At 62.3% G+C, this 17,682-nt stretch carries 13 protein-coding genes and 1 riboswitch; of the genes, 9 read left to right on the top strand and 4 right to left on the bottom strand.

The window, feature by feature from the left end; translation table 11 throughout:
• The first annotated feature begins 69 nt into the window (after positions 1-69).
• From P775_RS04890 to bluB, 9 genes are all read left to right on the top strand, one after another.
• Positions 70-3,747, top strand: coding sequence for an ATP-binding protein (locus P775_RS04890; protein WP_099909912.1), 3,678 nt, complete (start codon positions 70-72; stop codon positions 3,745-3,747).
• A 211-nt stretch (positions 3,748-3,958) separates the two neighbouring features.
• Positions 3,959-4,924 carry a LacI family DNA-binding transcriptional regulator gene (locus P775_RS04885; protein ID WP_099909911.1) on the top strand — a complete coding sequence of 322 codons (966 nt, stop codon included), beginning with the start codon at positions 3,959-3,961 and terminating at the stop codon, positions 4,922-4,924.
• Entirely contained in the window at positions 4,921-5,937 is a 1,017-nt protein-coding gene (locus P775_RS04880; protein WP_099909910.1) for an extracellular solute-binding protein, read from the top strand. Before P775_RS04885 ends, P775_RS04880 begins: the two co-directional genes overlap by 4 nt.
• Before the next feature lie 60 nt (positions 5,938-5,997).
• The gene (locus tag P775_RS04875; protein ID WP_099909909.1) at positions 5,998-6,822 is read left to right on the top strand and encodes an ABC transporter permease; all 825 of its coding nucleotides are present in this window, start codon (positions 5,998-6,000) and stop codon (positions 6,820-6,822) included.
• Position 6,823: 1 nt separating this feature from the next.
• Complete coding sequence (locus P775_RS04870) at positions 6,824-7,600, top strand: ABC transporter permease (protein ID WP_099909908.1); 777 nt, start codon at positions 6,824-6,826, stop codon at positions 7,598-7,600.
• Complete coding sequence (locus tag P775_RS04865) at positions 7,593-8,606, top strand: ABC transporter ATP-binding protein (protein ID WP_099909907.1); 1,014 nt, start codon at positions 7,593-7,595, stop codon at positions 8,604-8,606. The genes P775_RS04870 and P775_RS04865 overlap by 8 nt, the downstream gene beginning before the upstream one ends.
• On the top strand, positions 8,603-9,490 hold the full coding sequence (locus P775_RS04860; protein ID WP_099909906.1) for a nucleoside hydrolase: 888 nt from the start codon (positions 8,603-8,605) through the stop codon (positions 9,488-9,490). Before P775_RS04865 ends, P775_RS04860 begins: the two co-directional genes overlap by 4 nt.
• Positions 9,491-9,493: 3 nt before the next feature.
• Positions 9,494-11,269: an adenine deaminase gene (locus tag P775_RS04855; RefSeq protein ID WP_099909905.1), complete on the top strand. Its 1,776-nt coding sequence runs from the start codon at positions 9,494-9,496 to the stop codon at positions 11,267-11,269.
• 122 nt (positions 11,270-11,391) lie between these two features.
• A riboswitch (cobalamin riboswitch) is annotated at positions 11,392-11,570 on the top strand.
• A gap of 50 nt (positions 11,571-11,620) precedes the next feature.
• A complete protein-coding gene (gene bluB / locus P775_RS04850; RefSeq protein ID WP_099909939.1) occupies positions 11,621-12,301 on the top strand; it encodes a 5,6-dimethylbenzimidazole synthase in 681 nt (226 codons plus the stop codon).
• Between the two features lie 101 nt (positions 12,302-12,402).
• On the opposite strand, the gene P775_RS04845 is transcribed toward bluB, so the two are convergent.
• The 4 genes from P775_RS04845 to P775_RS04830 form a co-directional block, all read right to left on the bottom strand.
• On the bottom strand, positions 12,403-13,443 hold the full coding sequence (locus P775_RS04845) for a quaternary amine ABC transporter ATP-binding protein (protein ID WP_099909904.1): 1,041 nt from the start codon (positions 13,441-13,443) through the stop codon (positions 12,403-12,405).
• A gap of 9 nt (positions 13,444-13,452) precedes the next feature.
• The gene (locus P775_RS04840) at positions 13,453-14,484 is read right to left on the bottom strand and encodes an ABC transporter permease (protein ID WP_099909903.1); all 1,032 of its coding nucleotides are present in this window, start codon (positions 14,482-14,484) and stop codon (positions 13,453-13,455) included.
• Between the two features lie 98 nt (positions 14,485-14,582).
• On the bottom strand, positions 14,583-15,584 hold the full coding sequence (locus tag P775_RS04835; RefSeq protein WP_099909902.1) for an ABC transporter substrate-binding protein: 1,002 nt from the start codon (positions 15,582-15,584) through the stop codon (positions 14,583-14,585).
• Positions 15,585-16,067: 483 nt separating this feature from the next.
• Positions 16,068-17,657 carry a gamma-glutamyltransferase family protein gene (locus P775_RS04830; protein ID WP_099909901.1) on the bottom strand — a complete coding sequence of 530 codons (1,590 nt, stop codon included), beginning with the start codon at positions 17,655-17,657 and terminating at the stop codon, positions 16,068-16,070.
• Positions 17,658-17,682 lie beyond the last annotated feature (25 nt).

The following is a 17,682-nucleotide window of genomic DNA, read 5'->3' as shown; positions in this document are numbered from 1 at the left end:
TAACAACTTGATATTTCGGACAGCATAAAAAATGCGTAAAGTACCCAGTAAGACGTCAAGAAGGTCGCTATGAAAAAGGTTCAGCTGTCCCTGCTGGGGCCTTGCACGCTCCTCTCTGAAACCGGTGAAGAGATACCGATAAAAACGCGTAAGTCATGGGCATTACTTGCCCTTTTGGCGCGTGCGCCGGGCATGCCGGTGCTGAGGGAAGAGCTGGCGGCGCTTTTATGGTCCGACAGTGGCGAAGAGCAGGCGCGCGCGAGTCTGCGGCAGGAGGTGGCCGTGCTGCGGCGCAGTCTTGCGCCCTTTGCGCCGGAGGCGATTTCTTCGAATCAAGGGAGCCTGCAACTTAACCTCGAGAATTTCGAGATTGATACCGAATCGTTCTGGCGCCTGACCGGATCCGATCCCTGCGCTGCGGTGGCACTGTACCGGGGGCCATTCCTGAACGCGATGGTTGTGCGTTCGGGCGGGTTTGACGACTGGCTGCAGCTGGAAATCGAGCGGTATCGCGATGCCGCGCTTGGCGCACTGCTGGGGCTTTTGGCGACGGACATGGCGCGCGATGCCCTGCCTGCCGCGGCAGAGACGGCCACGGCCATTCTGCGGCTGGATCCGGCGGTCGAAGATGCGCACAAGGCGCTGATGCTGTTTCATATTGCGCAAGGGGCACCGGATCTGGCGCTGCGGCAGTACAAGCGCTGTCAGGAGGCGCTGCACCGCGAGCTGGATGTGGCGCCCGGGCAGGATCTGCAGGATCTGGCGCAAAGCCTGCGCGGCGCTGCCCGCCTGCCCGCCCCGGCCGAACCAAGCACGGCGTGGCGCGAGGAAAAGCGCGAAGTCTCGGTCCTTGCGGTACTGGTGCGCGATGCGGCGAGGATGAGCGAAGCGCCGGACGCCGACCCGGAAGACATGCTGATCTTTGCGGATACCTTCCGGGACGATGTGAACAAGGTCGTCGCGCAGTTTGGCGGGCGGTTGATCGAAAGCGGCAATGGCCGTGCCATCGCGGTTTTCGGCTTTCCTCAAGCAAGTGAATTCGACCTTGAAAATGCCCTGCGCGCGGCACAGGCGCTGATGGCGCAGAGCACGACCGCCGGTCTGTCCTGCGGCCTTGCGCAGAACAAGGTGCTGGTGCGGCAGGCGCCCAACGATCCGACGGCGCCCGATCTGACGGGGGGGCCGATCATGATGGCGGCAGAGCTTGCGCAGCTGGCAGACCCCGGCGGAATTCTGGTCACCGCAGAGGTTGGAGAGGCGCTGCGCCACAAGGTTGCGATCACAGAGGTCGCGGGCCGGTCGGACATTCTGGGCATTGTCGGGCCGCTGGCCGAACCCGAGCAGCAGCCGGCGGGACCGGTGCGCGACAGATCCGGCCACTTCGTCGGGCGCGAAGAGGAGCTGGCGCTGCTGGGGGGCCTTTGGGAGGGCGGTACGACAGAGCGGGTGCAAATCGGCCTGATCACCGGCGAACCCGGCATCGGCAAATCGCGGCTTGCTCGTGCGTTTTTGGACAGCATATCGCCGAAACCGCTGACCCAGCTGACGCTGTCAGGATCGCCGCATCGCACGGGCAGTGCGCTCTGGCCCATTCGCACGGGACGTGTTGTGGCGGGGCACGCCGCGACAACGTACGATGAGCAAAGCGAGACGGACGCCCCTGCCCCCATCGCAGAGGCAACAGTGGAGAGCGCGCTGAGCGACGTGTGGTCGGCCCTTGGGGTCGGGCCATCGGTCCTGCTGATCGAAGATGCGCATTGGTTTGACCACACCAGCCTTGACGTGCTGGACCAGCTGGTGAAGGGGCGCCCGGCGGGCACGCTGCTGATCCTGATCACCAGCCGGACCAACAGCATGGCCGCGACGCTGCCGGCGCAGGGTCTGATCCATATTTCACTGGATCGTCTGAAGCGCCCGCGCGTGCGCGAACTGGTCGAATTGCTTGGCTCCGAAAAGCTGGGCAGCAAAATCACCGAAGAACTGGTGCGCCGGTCGTCCGGCAACCCGCTGTTTGTGGTCGAGCTGGTGCGCACCATGCTGCGCGAGGGCGACGGGGCCAGACGGAAGGTGCCGCAAAACCTGCGCGCCTCGCTGATGGCGCGGCTGGACGAGGCGCAGGAGACCTGGCCCACCCTATCAGCTGCGGCGGCGATTGGTCCCGCCTTCGATTTTTCCCTGTTGCAGCAGATTCTGTCGCTTGACCGCGAGACGCTGGAAAGTCAGCTGAACGATCTGCAGGAGGCCGGTCTTATCCTGCGCTTTGGGCGTCCGCCCAATGCCCGCTACGAATTCCGGCATGCGCTGTTTCAGGAATTTGCCTATTCGATGATGCTGAACAAGGCGCGAATGCAGTGTCACAGCCGCATCGCGCACCGGCTGGAACATCGCGGCAGGGAGAAGCTTCTGTCGTCGCCCGAAATCATCGCGCGTCACTATGAGCTGAGCGGGAATGTCCTGAAAGCTGTCGAGTTCTTTGAAAAAGCCGGTCAGCAGACGGCGGTGTTTTCCGCCCAGATGGAAGCTGCCGGGCATTTCAGCAAGGCGCTGACCTTGCTGGACAGCCTGCCTGCGCAGGAGCGGCCCGTGGGGCTGGAGCGCAAGTTGCTGTTGCAGCTGGGGCCGCAATTGCTGGCGACAAAGGGTTTTGGCGCCGTCGAAGTGGAATCGGTCTATGCCAAGGCCAATATCGCCTCTGCCGGGGATGGCGGGCAGATGGATTTCCCACGTCTGTTGTGGGGAATCTGGGGCCAGCATGTGATGCGGTCAGAACTGAAGAGCGCCGAGCAGATCGCCGCCGAAATTGCAGCGGACGCTGATGCGGCCAATGACAGGGACGCACAAACTGCCGCGCGTTACATGCAGGGAGTCGTGGCGTTTTATTACGGCCGTGCGGCGCAGGCTGCGGTGTTCTTTGAGGCGGCGGTGGCCGGTGCGGCAGATGACCAGATTGAGATATGTATCCGGCGTTTTGGCGTGGATCCGGCGGTTTCCTCTTTGGCCTATCTGGGCTGGGCCTATACGCTGATGGGGCGCTACCGGGACGCCGATGACGCCTGTCAGAGGTGCATTGACCGGGCCGAAGCGTCCAAACACGATTTCAGCGTGGCTTTTGCGCATGTGTTTGCTACCGGCATGTACCAGTTCCGGCAGGATTCAGAGGCCGCACAGGAGATGGCAGAGGCGGCGATGCGGCTGTCGCAAGGGCAGAGCTTTGCCCAGTGGCGCGCACAGACCCAGATTTATCTGGGGCGCTCGCTTGACCTTGACGGGCAGGACATCGGACTGGAGCTGATGGAGCAGGGCCAGCTGGCGTACAAAGAGACCGGTGCCAGTCTTGCCGTGCCCTATGTTTCGCTTTGGCGCGCCGAGGCGTTTTACGCCAAGGGGGCGGCCGAGCGCGCCGCGGAAGTTGCCGAAGAGACGCTGGGCTTTACCGCCGACACCAATGTCCATTATTTCGATCCCGAGCTGTGGCGGTTTCTGGCCAAGTCCCAGCAGGCGCAGGGACGCGACATGGCGGAGGTGTCAGAGACACTGGCAAAGGCCTGGCAGATGGCCGATGCAGCGGGCAATCATCTGCTGGCCCTGCGCGCAGCACTTGACTGGTGCGCCCTGGCCGAGAAGCACGCCGACGCACGGGCCGGTGAATCGCTGCGAAAGAGCCTGAGTTTCGTACCCGAGCATCCCGATCTTGACGAATATCACCACGCGCTGAGAGTGCTGGGGGCTGAGCCTGTCCATTTGTGAGCCGCCCTTTTGGGCGGCCCCTGCGGTTTCATCTGCTCTTGAGGTCGATTGCGGGCAGTAGGCTGACTGCATTTGTGGACTGCCTGTTTCTGTGGCGACGTCGGTCTAAATTGCAGCAGACGACAATCTGTATGGTTAATCGTTTAACCTCAGCATTGACCCGGCGATAAGCCGAAGGTTAAACGTTTCATCGACTCAGGATGGACCGAAGATGAGCCTTAAGAAAGTCGCAACCGAACTTGGCGTTTCCGTCGCCACCGTGTCCAATGCCCTGTCCGGGCGGGGACGCGTTTCCGCCGAGCTGGCGGATCGCATCCGCAGGTACGCCGCCAAGGCCGGTTATGTCCCCAGTCAGACGGCCCGCGCGCTGAAGTCCGGCCGCACCGATACGCTGGGGCTTGTCATGCCGGACCTAACCAATCCGCTGTTTCCGCGCATCGCGCAAAGCCTTGCCATCGAGGCGGATCGCATGGGGCTGGGCGTTCTGATCGCGGATTCCCGCGGCAGTGCCGAAGAACAGGACCGCGCATTGAGCCGTCTTGTGCAGCGCGGTGTCGACGGCATCCTGATCGTGCCGCAACGGGGGACAACGCCCGCACGTCAGAGCGTGCCCATGGTCGTGATCAACGCCGCCGCCGATCCCGCCAACACGGTCAGCGCCGATCACATCGGGGGCGGGCGGCTGATCGGGGCGCATATCGCACAGCTTGGCCATAAGGATGTGGTGCTGATCGGCGATCCGTTGTCCGACGTGCAGCGCGACCGGATCACCGGCATGACCGAGGCGCTTGCGGCGCATGCCAAGATCCGCACGCGATCTGCCCCCGACGGCCTGAAGGATCTGGTGGATGACATCCGGGACGGGGCCACTGCGGTTCTGACGACCTCGGATCTTCTGGCGTTGCGGGTGCTGGCGGAGCTGTCCCGGCATGGGCTGCAGGTCCCGGGGGACGTCAGCCTGAGCGGCATCGACGATCTGCCGCTGTCGCAGGCCATGCACCCGCAGCTGACCACTGTGGCGCAGGCGACCGAAGACATCGCCGAGCGCGCCATCGCCATCATCCTGTCCCAGATCCGCGGTGAACAGGCCCCCCTGCTGGGGCAGACCATTCCCATGCGTCTGGTTATCCGGCAATCCACCACCTCTCCGAAACCACAACAGGGTTCACAGATATGAAAACCATGCTTTGCACTGCGGCCGCAGCGGGACTGATGGCCACGACCGCCACAGCCGCCGACAAGACGCTGACCATTTCGGTCTATGCTTTTGCCCAGGACGAATACAAAGAGGCGCTGTACGATCCGTTTGAGGAAATCTGCGGCTGCGATCTGGTGGTCGAGACCGGCAACAGCGTCGAGCGTATGGCCAAGATCGAGGCAAATGCCGCAGATCCGGTGATCGACGTTGCGGTGATTTCGGCCCATGACGCTTATGCGCTGTCGCAAAAAGAGCTGCTGGCGCAGATCGACAGCACCCGTCTGACCAGCTTTGGAGATCTCTACCCGTCGGCGCAGGACCCATTGGGGGATCAGACGGCTGTGGGGTACACGTTTTACGCAAGCTCGATCGTCTACCGGTCGGATCTGGTCAAGATTAACAGCTGGGCCGATCTGCTGGACGAAGAGGTTGCAGGCCGCGTTGCCCTGCCGAACATCACCGGCACCCAGGGTCCGCTGACCCTGCTGATGCTGTCCAAGGCGCTTGGACATCCGGAAGACTTTGCCCAGACGATCACAACAGTCGGGGAACATGCCGACGACATCGTGACATTCTATTCCCGCTCTTCCGAGCTGGCGCAGCTGATGAACCAGCAGGAAGTGATCGCCGCGCCCGTGGGCCGCTTTGCCTGGGGCAGCTTCAAGGAGTCGGGCCTGCCCTTTGCCTGGGCCGAACCCAAGGAAGGCCAGACCGGCGGCATGAATGTCATGGTCATGACCAAAGGCAACGGAAACGAGGATCTGGCCTATCAGTTCATGGATTACTGGCTGTCGAGCGAGGTTCAGACCCGCATCGCCGAGGCGCAGATCGACAGCCCCGCCAATGCCAAGGTCGTCCTGAGCGACGAGGTGGCCGAGGGCCTGACATATGGAGCCGAGCTGATCAATTCGCTCAACATGATCTCACCGCAGGATATCGTCGCACATCGTGACGCCTGGGTGGAACAGTGGAATGCCGAAGTCATCCGCTAAGCTGCCCCGCAAAGGACCGCGCTGACGGCGCGGTCCCTCCTTTCGCCTGAAAGTCCGCCAATGTTCTCGAACAGAAAAGAAGGGCTGGTGCTGGCCCTGCCCGCCGCTGCCTTTGCCACCCTGCTGTTCATCCTGCCGGTGGCGATCCTGTTGTCCGAAGGCTTCCGCCCCTCCGCCACCGGCTGGAGCCTGTCGGGATATGTCGATTTCTTCAGCTCTGGTCTGAACCGCACCGTGTTTCTGCGCACGCTCAAGCTGGGCGCGCTGGTGGCGGGGACTGCCGCCGTGATCGGATATGCCGCCGCCTTCAGCATCGTCAGCCTGCCGCCAAAATCGCGGGGTCGGGTGTTCGGTCTGGTGATCCTGCCGCTGATGATCTCTCCGGTGGCGCGCACCTTTGCCTGGATCGTGATCCTGGGCCGCACGGGCATCGTCAATTCGGCGCTTGTCGGGCTGCATCTGACCGATGGGCCAGTGCGGCTGCTGTTCACCGAAACGGCCGTTTTCCTGGGGCTGCTGCAATTGTTCCTGCCGCTGATGATCATCTCTCTGGTGTCTGCGATGGAGAATATCCCGCGGGATGTCATCCCTGCTGCGCGGGTGCTGGGGGCCAGCTGGATCGCGGTGTTCTTTCGCGTCATCCTGCCCCTGACGAAAGAGGGGCTGGTGATCGGGGGGACGCTCGTGTTCACCGGATCTCTGACCGCCTATATCACGCCGGCCATTCTGGGCGGGTCCAAGGTGCTGATGCTTGAGACGCTGCTGTACCAGAAGGTCAACGTCTCGAACGATTTTGTGGCGGCGAGCATCATCGCGATGATCCTGATCCTGATGTCCTTTTCGGCCAACTTCCTTTTGAAATACATTGCATCGGGGCGCCGCTGATATGGGCAAATTTCCGCAATGGGTGATCCTAGGTCTGACGCTGACCTTTCTGATCGGGCCCTTTCTTATCATCATCCTCGCCGGCGCATCGGGCGGCAACATGCTGGCCTTTCCACCCGAGGGGCTGTCGCTGAAATGGTATGCCAAGGTGTTTACGGTCGAAAGTTTCCGCGCCAGCTTTGCGCTGTCGATGGGCATCGCGATCCTGTCCACCCTTTGTGCGCTGGGTCTGGGCGTGCCGGCGGCTTATGCGCTCAACCGTTACCGGCTGCCGGGAAGCGAGACGATCCGCACGCTGGTTGCCGCCCCGCTGATCGTTCCGGGCATCATCGTCGGTCTGGCGCTGCTGCGCTATATGGTGGTGCCGCTGAGCGTGACAGTCACGCTGGCGCTGTTTCTGGCGCATACCGCGCTGGTGCTGCCCTATGCGGTGCGGGTGGTGTCATCAAGCCTGAACAACCTGCGCTCTGACATGGAAGAGGCCGCCGTGCTGTTGGGCTGTACGCGCTTTCAGGCCTTTACCAAGGTTGTGTTGCCAAACATTCGCGGCGGGGTCCTTGCCGCGTTCATTCTGGGCTTTGTCACCAGCTTCAACCAGGTGCCTGTCTCGTTGTTCCTGTCGGGGCCCGGGGTACGCACCATGCCGATCGACATGCTGGCCTATATGGAGATCACCTATGATCCCTCCGTGGCGGCACTGTCGGCGCTTCTTGCCTTGCTCTCTGTCGTGATTGTCTTTGTCGCAGAGCGCCTATTGGGATTCTCTCGCTATGTCTGATGCTTACCTCAACCTGTCTGATCTGACCCTGTCTTATGGCCGCTCGGTTGCGGTGCCCAACCTGAACCTGAGCATCGCCAAGGGCGAATTCATCGCGCTTCTGGGCCCGTCGGGCTGTGGCAAGTCGACCACCATGCGCGCTGTTGCGGGGCTGCTGCAGCCGACGGGCGGACAGATCCATCTGGACGGGCAGGACATCACCCGCACACCGGCCAACAAGCGCGGCATCGGGCTGGTCTTTCAATCCTATGCGCTGTTTCCGCACCTGACTGCGGCCCAGAACGCCGCCTTTGGGCTGAGCTTGCAAAAACTGCCCGCCGCAGAGATCCGCGCCCGCACCGAAGCGATCCTGGCCAAGGTGGGGCTGAGTGGTTTTGAGGCGCGCAAACCGGCCGAAATGTCCGGCGGCCAGCAACAGCGGCTGGCGCTGGCGCGGTCGCTGGTGATGGAGCCAAAGGTCCTGCTGCTGGATGAACCGCTGTCGAACCTTGACGCAAAGCTGCGTCTTGAGATGCGCAGCGAATTGCAGCGGGTGCACCGCGACACCGGCGTCACGATGGTCTTTGTCACCCATGATCAAACCGAGGCGCTGGCGATGGCCGACCGCATTGTGCTGATGAACGACGGGCGGATCGAACAGATCGGCACGCCATCAGAGCTGTACAACAGACCGGCCACCGCCTTTGCCGCCAGTTTCATGGGATTCGAGAACATCTTTCGCACCGAAGCTGGCGATCTGGTGTCGGACCACGGGCGGCTGGCTGCGGGCTATGAGGCGAGCGCGCCTCTGCTCGCGTGGCGGCCGGATGCGGTCACGGTTGGCTCCGGCCCGCACCTTGGCCGCGTCATGAGCCAGAGCTTTGCCGGTGCGCACCGGGAATACGTGCTTGACACCCCCCTCGGCCAGATCAAGGCCGACACGCCGATCGCAACGCCGCAGGCCGAAATCGGCGCCACCGTGGCATTCGATCTGCCGCATGACACTGCGATAGGCCTTGCGTCATGACATCGGTCTGGGTCGATACCGATATGGGGTTTGACGACCTCTGGGCGCTGCGGCTGCTGCACCGGCACAACATCACGCCAACGGGGGTTTCGGTGGTGGCAGGCAACGTTCCGCGGGACGTCGCGATTGCCAATGCGCGCGGAGCGGCGCAGGCGTTTGACCTGCCGCTGCACCTTTATGCCGGGGCGGAGCGGCCCCTGCAGCGCACACCCGAAACGGCTGAGCGTATCCTTGGCGCGCAGGGCATGCCAACGCGCGGGCGCAGCCTGCCGCAGGTGGCCGGTGAAACGCCCCCCGATGCGGTCACCGCCCTTGCGGACTGGCTGTTGCGCAGCCCGGTGGGCAGTTGCACGCTCCTCGCGCTCGGGCCACTGAGCACCATTGCGCAGTTGGTCCTGCAGGCGCCGGATGCTGCGGCGCGCCTGGGGCGGCTGGTGTGGATGGGGGGCAGCGCCGGGCCCGGCAACCATTCCCCTCGTGCAGAATTCAACGCGCTGGGTGATCCGCATGCTGCGGATATCGTGGCGCGCGCCGGTCTGCCGCTGGACGTGATCGACCTGATGCTGTGCCGCACGGTGACCTTTGGCACGCAGGATCTGCCCAAAAGCGATCCGCTGACCACCGATCTGCTGGGCGGATATCTGGACATCGCGCTGTCCAGAGGGCGCGCGCGCATGGCGATCTACGATCCGGTGGCCGCGCTGGCGCTTGTGGCGCCAGAGCTTTTTGAGTTCGCGCACAAGACGCTGCACGTATCCTGCAGCGAAGATGACAGCTTCGGGGAAACCAGCTTTGCCCCAGACATCCAAAGCCGTTGCCGACTGGCGGTGCGCGCAGATGCCGGTGTCGCGGCCCGGATCCTTGCCGTTCTGGCGGAAAGTTGACGTATGTCCCAAGACAGTGACCTGAATGCGCCGGAGCTGCGCGCCCGTGCCGTTCGTGCCGCGAGGGGCGAGGCGCCCTTTGATCTGCTGATCCGGGGCGGACAGCTGCTTGACATGGTCACGGGCCAGATGCGCCGCGCCGATGTCGGGATATGCGGTGGGCTGATCGCCAGCGTGCATGCACCAGACCCCAGCCGTGCGGCGCAGGAGGTGCTGGATGCGGATGAGCTGACCCTCTTGCCGGGGTTTATCGACACGCATATGCATATCGAAAGCTCGCTTGTCATGCCCGAGGAATACGCCCGCGCCGTTGTGCCGCGCGGGGTCACCACGGCGCTGTGGGATCCGCATGAATTTGCCAATGCGACCGGGCGTGCCGGGATGGCCTATGCGCTGGACGCCGCCCGGCAGGCCACCCTGCGCCTGATGGTTCTGGCCCCGAGTTGCGTGCCATCGGCCCCGGGGTACGAGGCTGCGAACGCGGATTTCGACCCTGCGACCATCGCTGAGCTGCTGAGCGATCCGCAGATCCATGGCGTGGCCGAGGTGATGACCATGCAGCCCTTGCTAAAGGGCGATGCGCGCAGCCGGGGCATCGTGAATGCCGGTCTTGCGTCGGGCAAGCGGGTCTGTGGTCATGCGCGCGGGCTGGGGCCACGGGATCTGAACGCCTATGCCGCAGCAGGTGTTCAAACCGATCACGAACTGACATCCGGGGCGGATCTTATGGCGCGGCTTGAGGCCGGGATGACGGTGGAAATGCGCGGATCCCATGCGCATCTTCTGCCGGAATTTGCCCAGAGGCTGCTTGCCCTGGGGCATCTGCCGCAGACCCTGACCCTGTGCACCGATGACGTATTTCCCGATGATCTGCTGGCAGATGGCGGGCTGGATCAGGTCATCCGCCTGCTGATCCGTGCCGGTCTGCCCGCCTGGTGGGCCTATGGCGCGGCCACGCTGAATGCCGCAACGCAGATCGGACGCCGCGATCTGGGTCTGGTGGCGCCGGGGCGGCGCGCCGATATCGCGCTGATCGGCGATCTGAACGAGGTTCAGGTGCACACGGTGGTGGCCGATGGACGCATCATTGCGAGCGCAGGCGCGCTTCTGACGCAATCGCCGTGCCATCCCGTACCACAGGTGTTGTTCGAAACCGTCGTATCGCGCCGGTTCGCCCCCAAAGATTTCGAGATCGCCGCCATCGGGCCGCGTGCACGCATCGACACACTGTCCAAACCCCGCTTTCCCGAATGGGGCGAACGGATCGTAGAGGTTGAGAGCGGCGTGCTGAAGCCCGCTGATGACATGATCCGGATGAGTGTGATCAATCGCTACACCCGAGGCGCGCCCGTGCGCACGGCTTTTCTGGAAAACTGGGGGGTCTGGCAGGGCGCTTATGCCAGCACCTTGTCCCATGACAGCCACAATCTGACGATCTTTGGCCGCGATGCCGAAGATATGGCAGTGGCCGCCAATGCGGTGGTTGCGATGGGGGGCGGCATGGCTGTGGTGCGTGACGGCCAGGTCCTGGCCAGACTGGCGCTGCCCCTGGCGGGGCTGGTCAGCCCCCTGCCACTTGCGCAGGTGGCGCGAGGCTTTGCCGAGATCCGCGCAGCGGCGGATCAGATCGCGAAATGGGAGCCGCCATTTCTGGTCTTCAAGGCACTTTTCGGCGCGTCCCTGATCTGCAACCCGGGGCCGCGCCTGTCAGACATGGGTCTGGTTGATCCCTTTGCCGGGATTCTGCGCGAAAGCCCCCTGATCGAGGATGGTATCTGAGGCTGCGCCAAGGTCGCGGCGCGGCCGGTCATCATATCTGTACCCCTTGCCCTGCGCGAGGACCCCTCTTTTGCGTTGGGGAAATCAACCTGAGATCGATGTTGATGTCGTTATTCATCCGTGTCTATCTGATCACGTCTGGTGCCCGCCTGTGCGGGAGAATCGGGAAGCTGGTGAAAGTCCGGCACGTGCCCAACGCTGTGACGGTGATGGTCCAGGCAAATGCCACTGGTGCAAACCGGGAAGGTGCCCCGATCAGATGATCCTCAGTCAGAAGACCGGCCAGACAGGATAGCCCGGGACACGCGGAGGGTGGAGCGGGCGCAGACACGTATTGCCGGGGATCAGACAATGCCAATCACATCCATGCTGGAACAGGCCGAACCATTTTCCCAAGCCGAACGGGACGCCGTTTACAAGGCCATCTACACGCGCCGTGATGTGCGTGATCAGTTCAAACCGGACCCCGTGTCGGACGATGTCCTGCTCAGGCTGCTGGATGCGGCGCATCACGCGCCTTCCGTGGGATTCATGCAGCCCTGGAATTTTATCGTCATTCGCGCGCAGCAAGAGCGCGAGCGCATTTGGCAGGCCTTTTGCGCGGCAAATGAGGAAGCCGCCGAAATGTTCAGTGGAGAGCGCCAGTCCAAATACAGATCACTCAAGCTTGAAGGGATCCGCAAGGCACCTATCAACATTTGCGTGACCTGTGACAGAACGCGCGGCGGAAAGGTTGTGCTGGGCCGCACACATAATGCGGATATGGACGTCTACAGTTCGGTCTGCGCGATACAGAACCTGTGGCTTGCCGCCCGGGCAGAGGGCGTCGGTCTGGGATGGGTCAGCATCTTTCGGCCTGCGGACATCAGGCAGTTGCTCAACATACCCGAGCATGTCGAAATCGTCGGATACCTGTGCCTTGGATATGTGGACGAGTTGTACACGCGCCCGGAACTTGAGGTGAAAGGCTGGAACAAGCGCACGCCGCTTGAAGAGCTGATCTTTGACGGCAGATGGCCGGATAAGCCGTAAGCGCAGCCTGAGGTGAGCTGGCCTGCAAGGCGAGCGCCGTCGGCGGATCATATTGTCCGGTTGCGGTGCCCGCCTGATGCGGGCGGACACCGTTTGTATGCTCAGGCCGGGATGCGGGCCTCTCGGGGGACCAGGGCCAGCATCAGATCGGCCATTGTGAGCGAGCCGACAGGCGTGTCACCCTCCATCACCCGGAACCGGCGGTCCAGCGCGCCACGGGCCCGCGAAATCACGCTTTCCAGATTGTCGCTGGCTGCGATATCGCCGCAAACCTTCCCTTCGGGTGCGCCCTTGGTCATCACGGAACGGACACGCAGCACGCGGGCGCGGTTGATGTCTGCAACGAATTGTTCGATGTAGGGATCCGCCGGATTCAGCAGGATGTGCTGCGGTTCACCCTGCTGCACGATGGCGCCAGCCTTCAGGATGACCAGATGGTCAGCCAGCTTCAGCGCCTCGTCCAGATCATGGGTGATGAACACAATGGTTTTTTTCAGCTCGGCCTGCAGTTCCAGCAAGAGATCCTGCATGTCCGTGCGTATCAGCGGATCCAGTGCCGAAAATGCTTCGTCCATCAGCATGATGTCGGAATTCGATGTCAGCGCCCTCGCAAGGCCGACACGCTGCTGTTGCCCGCCCGAAAGCTGGTGCGGGTATTGCGAACCGTAACCGGCAAGCCCGACCCGTTCCAGCCATTTGGTGGCCTCGGTCTCGAACTCTTGCTGCTTCAGGCCCTGGGTCGCGAGGGCCATGCCGGCATTTTCCAGCACCGTGCGGTGCGGCAACAGCGCGAACTTCTGAAACACCATCGACATGGTCTGCCGACGCAGACCACGCAGACGTGACTCATCCCAGCTCATGATGTCTTCGCCGTTTACCAGCACCTCGCCCGAGGTGGGGTCGATCAGGCGGTTGAGATGCCGGATCAGGGTCGATTTTCCCGACCCCGACAGCCCCATGATCACTGTGATCTCGCCATCCTTCATGTCGACGTTGATGTCCCGCAGACCCAGAACATGGTCACTTTCGTTCAGCAGATCGGCCTTGCTCTTGCCGGCCTGCACCTGTTTCAGCGCATGTTGCGGATCATCCCCAAAGATCTTGTAGAGGTTGCGGATGGAAATCTTGACGGGTTTGGTCATCTTGACCTCCTATCGGCTGGACTGGCTGGAATCGATCCGCGCCAGCGAGGCTTTGGTGACACGATCCAGCAGGACCGCCAGAATGACGATGCCAAGACCGGCAATCAGCCCGACCCCCAGTTCCAGATTGCGGATACCGCGCAGCACCAGAATGCCGAGGCCCGGGGCCGACACCATCGAGGCGATCACAACCATGGCGAGGCTCATCATGATTGTCTGGTTCACACCCGCCATGATGTTGGGCAGGGCCAGCGGGATCTGAACCCCGAACAGCTTTTGCCGCTTGGTCATGCCAAAGGCATCGGCGGCCTCGATCACGTCCTTGTCCACCAGCCGGATGCCCAGATCCGTCAGGCGCACCACAGGCACGATGGCATAGAGGATCACCGCAATGCCGTAGAGCTTGGGCTCCGTCACCGAGAACAGGAAGATCAGCGGGATCAGATAAACAAAGGGCGGCAGGGTCTGCAGCATGTCCAGAACAGGAATGGCCACGCGCTGCAATCTGTCGGAGCGCGACATTGCGATACCGATTGGCACGCCGAACAGGACACAGATGAAGGCGCAGACAAAAATGATTGCCAGTGTCTGCATCGCGTAATCGTAGTAGTCGACAAAGGCGAGCAGCCCCAAGCCAAAGGCCACAAGGCCGACAATTTTCCACGACCGTCCCACACACCAGCTGATCAGCATGAGAAGTGGGATCATGATGAACCAAGGCGTGGTTGTCATGATGTTCAGTGTGCCGTTCAGCATCCAGCTTAGTGGCTGGGTCAGCGGGTCGACAATCGCGCGCAGGGGATCGCGGATCGACAGAAACCCCTCTTCAAGACCAACCGTCAGGTCGCGGGATTGCGGAAACGCCGCGCAGGCATCGTTCAGCGAGTCGAGTGAGGGAAAGGGAAGCCTGCCAGATCCGCCATCCCCTGACCCGCCTGTCTGGGCGAGAAGGTCAGCCATCGACATCGGACCACCGCCGTCGCCGCTGTCGCACCAGCTGCGCAGACCCAGTGTGTCGAAAAGTCCGTCGTATGTTGCCATGTTTTGCACTCGGGCCGAAGCCCCTCCTTGTATAAATACAAAGGCGGGACCGATGGACGGCCCCGCCTGATCACCTCAGCCGCAAGGGCGATGCGACCTTATTTGATCAGAGCCGACAGTTTTTCGCGGGCAGCGTCATTCACCCATGCGGACCATGTGTCGGGTGAAGACGTCAGGAAATACACCGCAACCTCCTCGTTCGAGGCGTTGTTTTCTTCCTTCCATGCCAGCAGGCTGGACATCTGATCGGTCCCAAAGGTCATGTTGGTGAAGAATTCGGTCACAACCGGGTTGTTTTGCGCAAAGTCTGTGGTGACCGCCGTCAGGATCGGCGCTGCCGGGAATTCGGAAACCTGCGGATCCGGGGTGTCCGGGTTCTGCAGCGGGGTAAATTTCGCCTTGTCATAGTCGCCCAGCGACACGCGGGTCATGTCGTATTTGCCAAGCGGCACGGTGGGGCCCCAGTAGTAGCCGAACCATGGTTCGCCGTTTGTGTCCGCCGCGCCCATCGAGGAGGCGAGCGTTTCCCCAGAGCCGTGGTTGAACACTTCGATGCCGTGCCCTTTGAGGTCCACGGCGCGCGCAAGGTTGTCCGACACCACGCGGCAGCCCCAGCCATCGGGGCAATTGTTGAACTGGTTGCCGACCCATTCAGGATGCGCGAGCACGCCTTCGATGGTCTTAAGCTCGGGGTGCTCCTCGGCCAGGACGGTCGGGATCCACCAGCCTTCGACGCCGCCTGGTTCCAGAACCGAGGTGAGCGTCTGGATGGTGCCGCCTTCTTCAAGCTTGGCATAGGCGTCGCCGGCGGAGTTCAGCCAGAGGTTGGTCACAACGTCGGGTTCGCCATTTTCGGCCACGGAGGTGATCGCTGGGATCGTATCCGACTGAACAAGGGAAACGTCGCAGCCATAGCCCTGCTGCAGCAGGAATTTTGCGATGTTGGTGGTCACTTCCGCTGCGGCCCAGCCCATCTGGGCGATGGAAACCTCGCCACATTGCGCGCTGTTGTCTTGGGCAGTGTTGTCCTGGGCGTTGGCAGTCATGGGCATGATGCTGATGGCCGCAAGTGCCGTCGACGTCAGGGTTAGCTTACGCATAAAAGTGCTCCTGTAATTTTTTGGCAAAACCAGATGACAGGCCCACCCCAGGATGCACCAGCAGGCCTCATCGGCAAGGGCGCGGTGGTGAGGTGTGCGATCAGGCCATCTACCTTCGATGCTTAGCTAATGCATGGTATTCCAAAGATCAAACCGATAAAATCCGGCTGAAATCTGCGTGCTTCTGATGCAATTCCTGAATCCACCCGTAGTATATGTTGAAAATTAGGTTATTTATGCGAATTTCATCCGGTGTCGCGCCGCAGGCTTTGACCGTCGAAAGGAGTGAATTTAATTAGGTCAGCAAAGTAATTATCTGTGTGGGGTATGGTAACCGGGCCAGGTGGCGGCATTTCCGATCCGCCCTTGTGCGGGCTGACTGGTTTTTCGGTTCCATCATGGACATCGCAAGGGAGGTCGCGGCCGCCTTGCTGCGGCCACGCTGTGCATTGTTGTCGGCGCTGAAATGAACCCAGCCCTTGTTCAGAACCCCAGCGCCATGCCATCCTTGCGGCTGTCGCTGCCCCCGCTCAGCATTCCGGTTTCAGTGTCGATGCGGATCGCCTGACTGCCCCCGATGGGCGAGGACATGATCCGCAGCACATGGCCCCGTTCGGCAAGGTCGGCGCGCGCCTGTTCGGACACGCCGGGTTCGATCTGCAGCTCGCCCCCGGTGGCAAAGCTGCGCGGTGCATCCATCGCCTCTTGCAGATCCATACCCTGATCAAGAAGGCCCGACAGAAATGCCGCATGGCCCGCCGCCTGATACTGCCCGCCCATCACGCCAAAAGGCATGACCGCACGGCCGTTCTGGCACAGCATGCCGGGAATGATCGTGTGCATCGGACGTTTGCCAGGCGCAATGGCATTGGGATGTCCTTCGATCAGCCGGAAGGACGCGCCCCGCGAGTGGAACAGGACACCGGTTGCGGGATCAAGCCGGGTTGAGCCAAAACCGTGAAAGATCGAGTTGATGAAGGAAATTGCATTGCCGTCGCGATCCACCACGCACAGATAGATTGTGTCCTTATGCTCTGGCTCGTCCCACAGGGCCGGCGGCAGGGCACGGGTCATGTCGATGCGCGCGGCAAGGGCATCAACCACTGTGTCGCTCAGCAATGTCTCGACCACGCCGGGACTAGTCGCAGGATCGGCGATCAGCGCGTCGCGGTGGTGATAGCCCAGCTTGGTCGCCTCTGCATGGAGGTGAATGCGGTCGGCCTCTGACAGGCCTTTGCCCATGTCGAATTTCGACAGGATCCGCAGGATCAAAAGCGCGGCCAGCCCCTGACCGTTGGGCGGGCATTCCACCACATCATAGCCGCCATAACTGGTCGAGATCGGATCGACCCAATGCGCCTGATCGCGCCCTTCGTGGAAATCCTCTTCGGTGTGCAGACCGCCAAGCGATTGCAGATGTGCGACCATGCGCGCGGCGGTTTCCCCTTCGTAAAATGCGGCGGCGCCTTTGGCGGCGATTTCGCGCAGGCGCAGCGCCAGCAGCGGCTGTGCGCGGCGTTCGCCCACCAGCGGCGCCTTGCCATTCGGCAGAAACAGGCGCGCGGCATGTTCGTCCTGCGCCACAAGGGCCGCATTGTTGGCCCAGTCCATCGCCACGCGCGGCGTCACGGGATATCCGTTTTCAGCGTAGCCGATGGCCCGCGCAAACAGGCGGTCAAGCGGAAGCGAGCCGTGATCGGCATGCAGGCGGCACCAGGCGGAAATGGCCCCGGGGATGGTCACGGAATGCGGGCTGGTCTGGGGGATTTCATCGGTCAGACCAGCAGCCTTCAGCGCCGCGACGCTGGCCGCGCCGGGCGCACGGCCCGATCCGTTGAGCGCCTTCACCTTGCCACCAGCCGGCGCGTAAAGCGCAAAACAATCGCCCCCGATCCCGGTCATCAGCGGGTCAACCACGCATTGCACGGCAACTGCGGCGATGGCAGCATCGACGGCATTGCCGCCCTGGGACAGCACCTCAAGCCCGACGGCGGTGGACAGCGGATGCGACGTGGCGATCATCGCCTCGGAGGCCAAGGTGCTGGGGCGCCGGGCAGAGAAGAAATCAAACATTGGGTATTCCTGTAAAGTCGCCGGG

Source organism: Puniceibacterium antarcticum (assembly GCF_002760615.1).
In the GTDB taxonomy this organism is placed as follows: domain Bacteria; phylum Pseudomonadota; class Alphaproteobacteria; order Rhodobacterales; family Rhodobacteraceae; genus Puniceibacterium; species Puniceibacterium antarcticum.
Note: the sequence above shows the minus strand (reverse complement) of the source record. Positions and strands in the feature narration are given on the sequence as shown.

What these genes read in the sequence shown, in the direction of transcription:
- P775_RS04890 (WP_099909912.1), top strand. Translation starts at nt 70, where the DNA reads ATGAAAAAGGTTCAGCTGTCCCTGCTGGGGCCTTGCACGCTCCTCTCT.
- P775_RS04885 (WP_099909911.1), top strand. Translation starts at nt 3,959, where the DNA reads ATGAGCCTTAAGAAAGTCGCAACCGAACTTGGCGTTTCCGTCGCCACC.
- P775_RS04880 (WP_099909910.1), top strand. Translation starts at nt 4,921, where the DNA reads ATGAAAACCATGCTTTGCACTGCGGCCGCAGCGGGACTGATGGCCACG.
- P775_RS04875 (WP_099909909.1), top strand. Translation starts at nt 5,998, where the DNA reads ATGTTCTCGAACAGAAAAGAAGGGCTGGTGCTGGCCCTGCCCGCCGCT.
- P775_RS04870 (WP_099909908.1), top strand. Translation starts at nt 6,824, where the DNA reads ATGGGCAAATTTCCGCAATGGGTGATCCTAGGTCTGACGCTGACCTTT.
- P775_RS04865 (WP_099909907.1), top strand. Translation starts at nt 7,593, where the DNA reads ATGTCTGATGCTTACCTCAACCTGTCTGATCTGACCCTGTCTTATGGC.
- P775_RS04860 (WP_099909906.1), top strand. Translation starts at nt 8,603, where the DNA reads ATGACATCGGTCTGGGTCGATACCGATATGGGGTTTGACGACCTCTGG.
- P775_RS04855 (WP_099909905.1), top strand. Translation starts at nt 9,494, where the DNA reads ATGTCCCAAGACAGTGACCTGAATGCGCCGGAGCTGCGCGCCCGTGCC.
- bluB (WP_099909939.1), top strand. Translation starts at nt 11,621, where the DNA reads ATGCCAATCACATCCATGCTGGAACAGGCCGAACCATTTTCCCAAGCC.
- P775_RS04845 (WP_099909904.1), bottom strand. Translation starts at nt 13,443, where the DNA reads ATGACCAAACCCGTCAAGATTTCCATCCGCAACCTCTACAAGATCTTT.
- P775_RS04840 (WP_099909903.1), bottom strand. Translation starts at nt 14,484, where the DNA reads ATGGCAACATACGACGGACTTTTCGACACACTGGGTCTGCGCAGCTGG.
- P775_RS04835 (WP_099909902.1), bottom strand. Translation starts at nt 15,584, where the DNA reads ATGCGTAAGCTAACCCTGACGTCGACGGCACTTGCGGCCATCAGCATC.
- P775_RS04830 (WP_099909901.1), bottom strand. Translation starts at nt 17,657, where the DNA reads ATGTTTGATTTCTTCTCTGCCCGGCGCCCCAGCACCTTGGCCTCCGAG.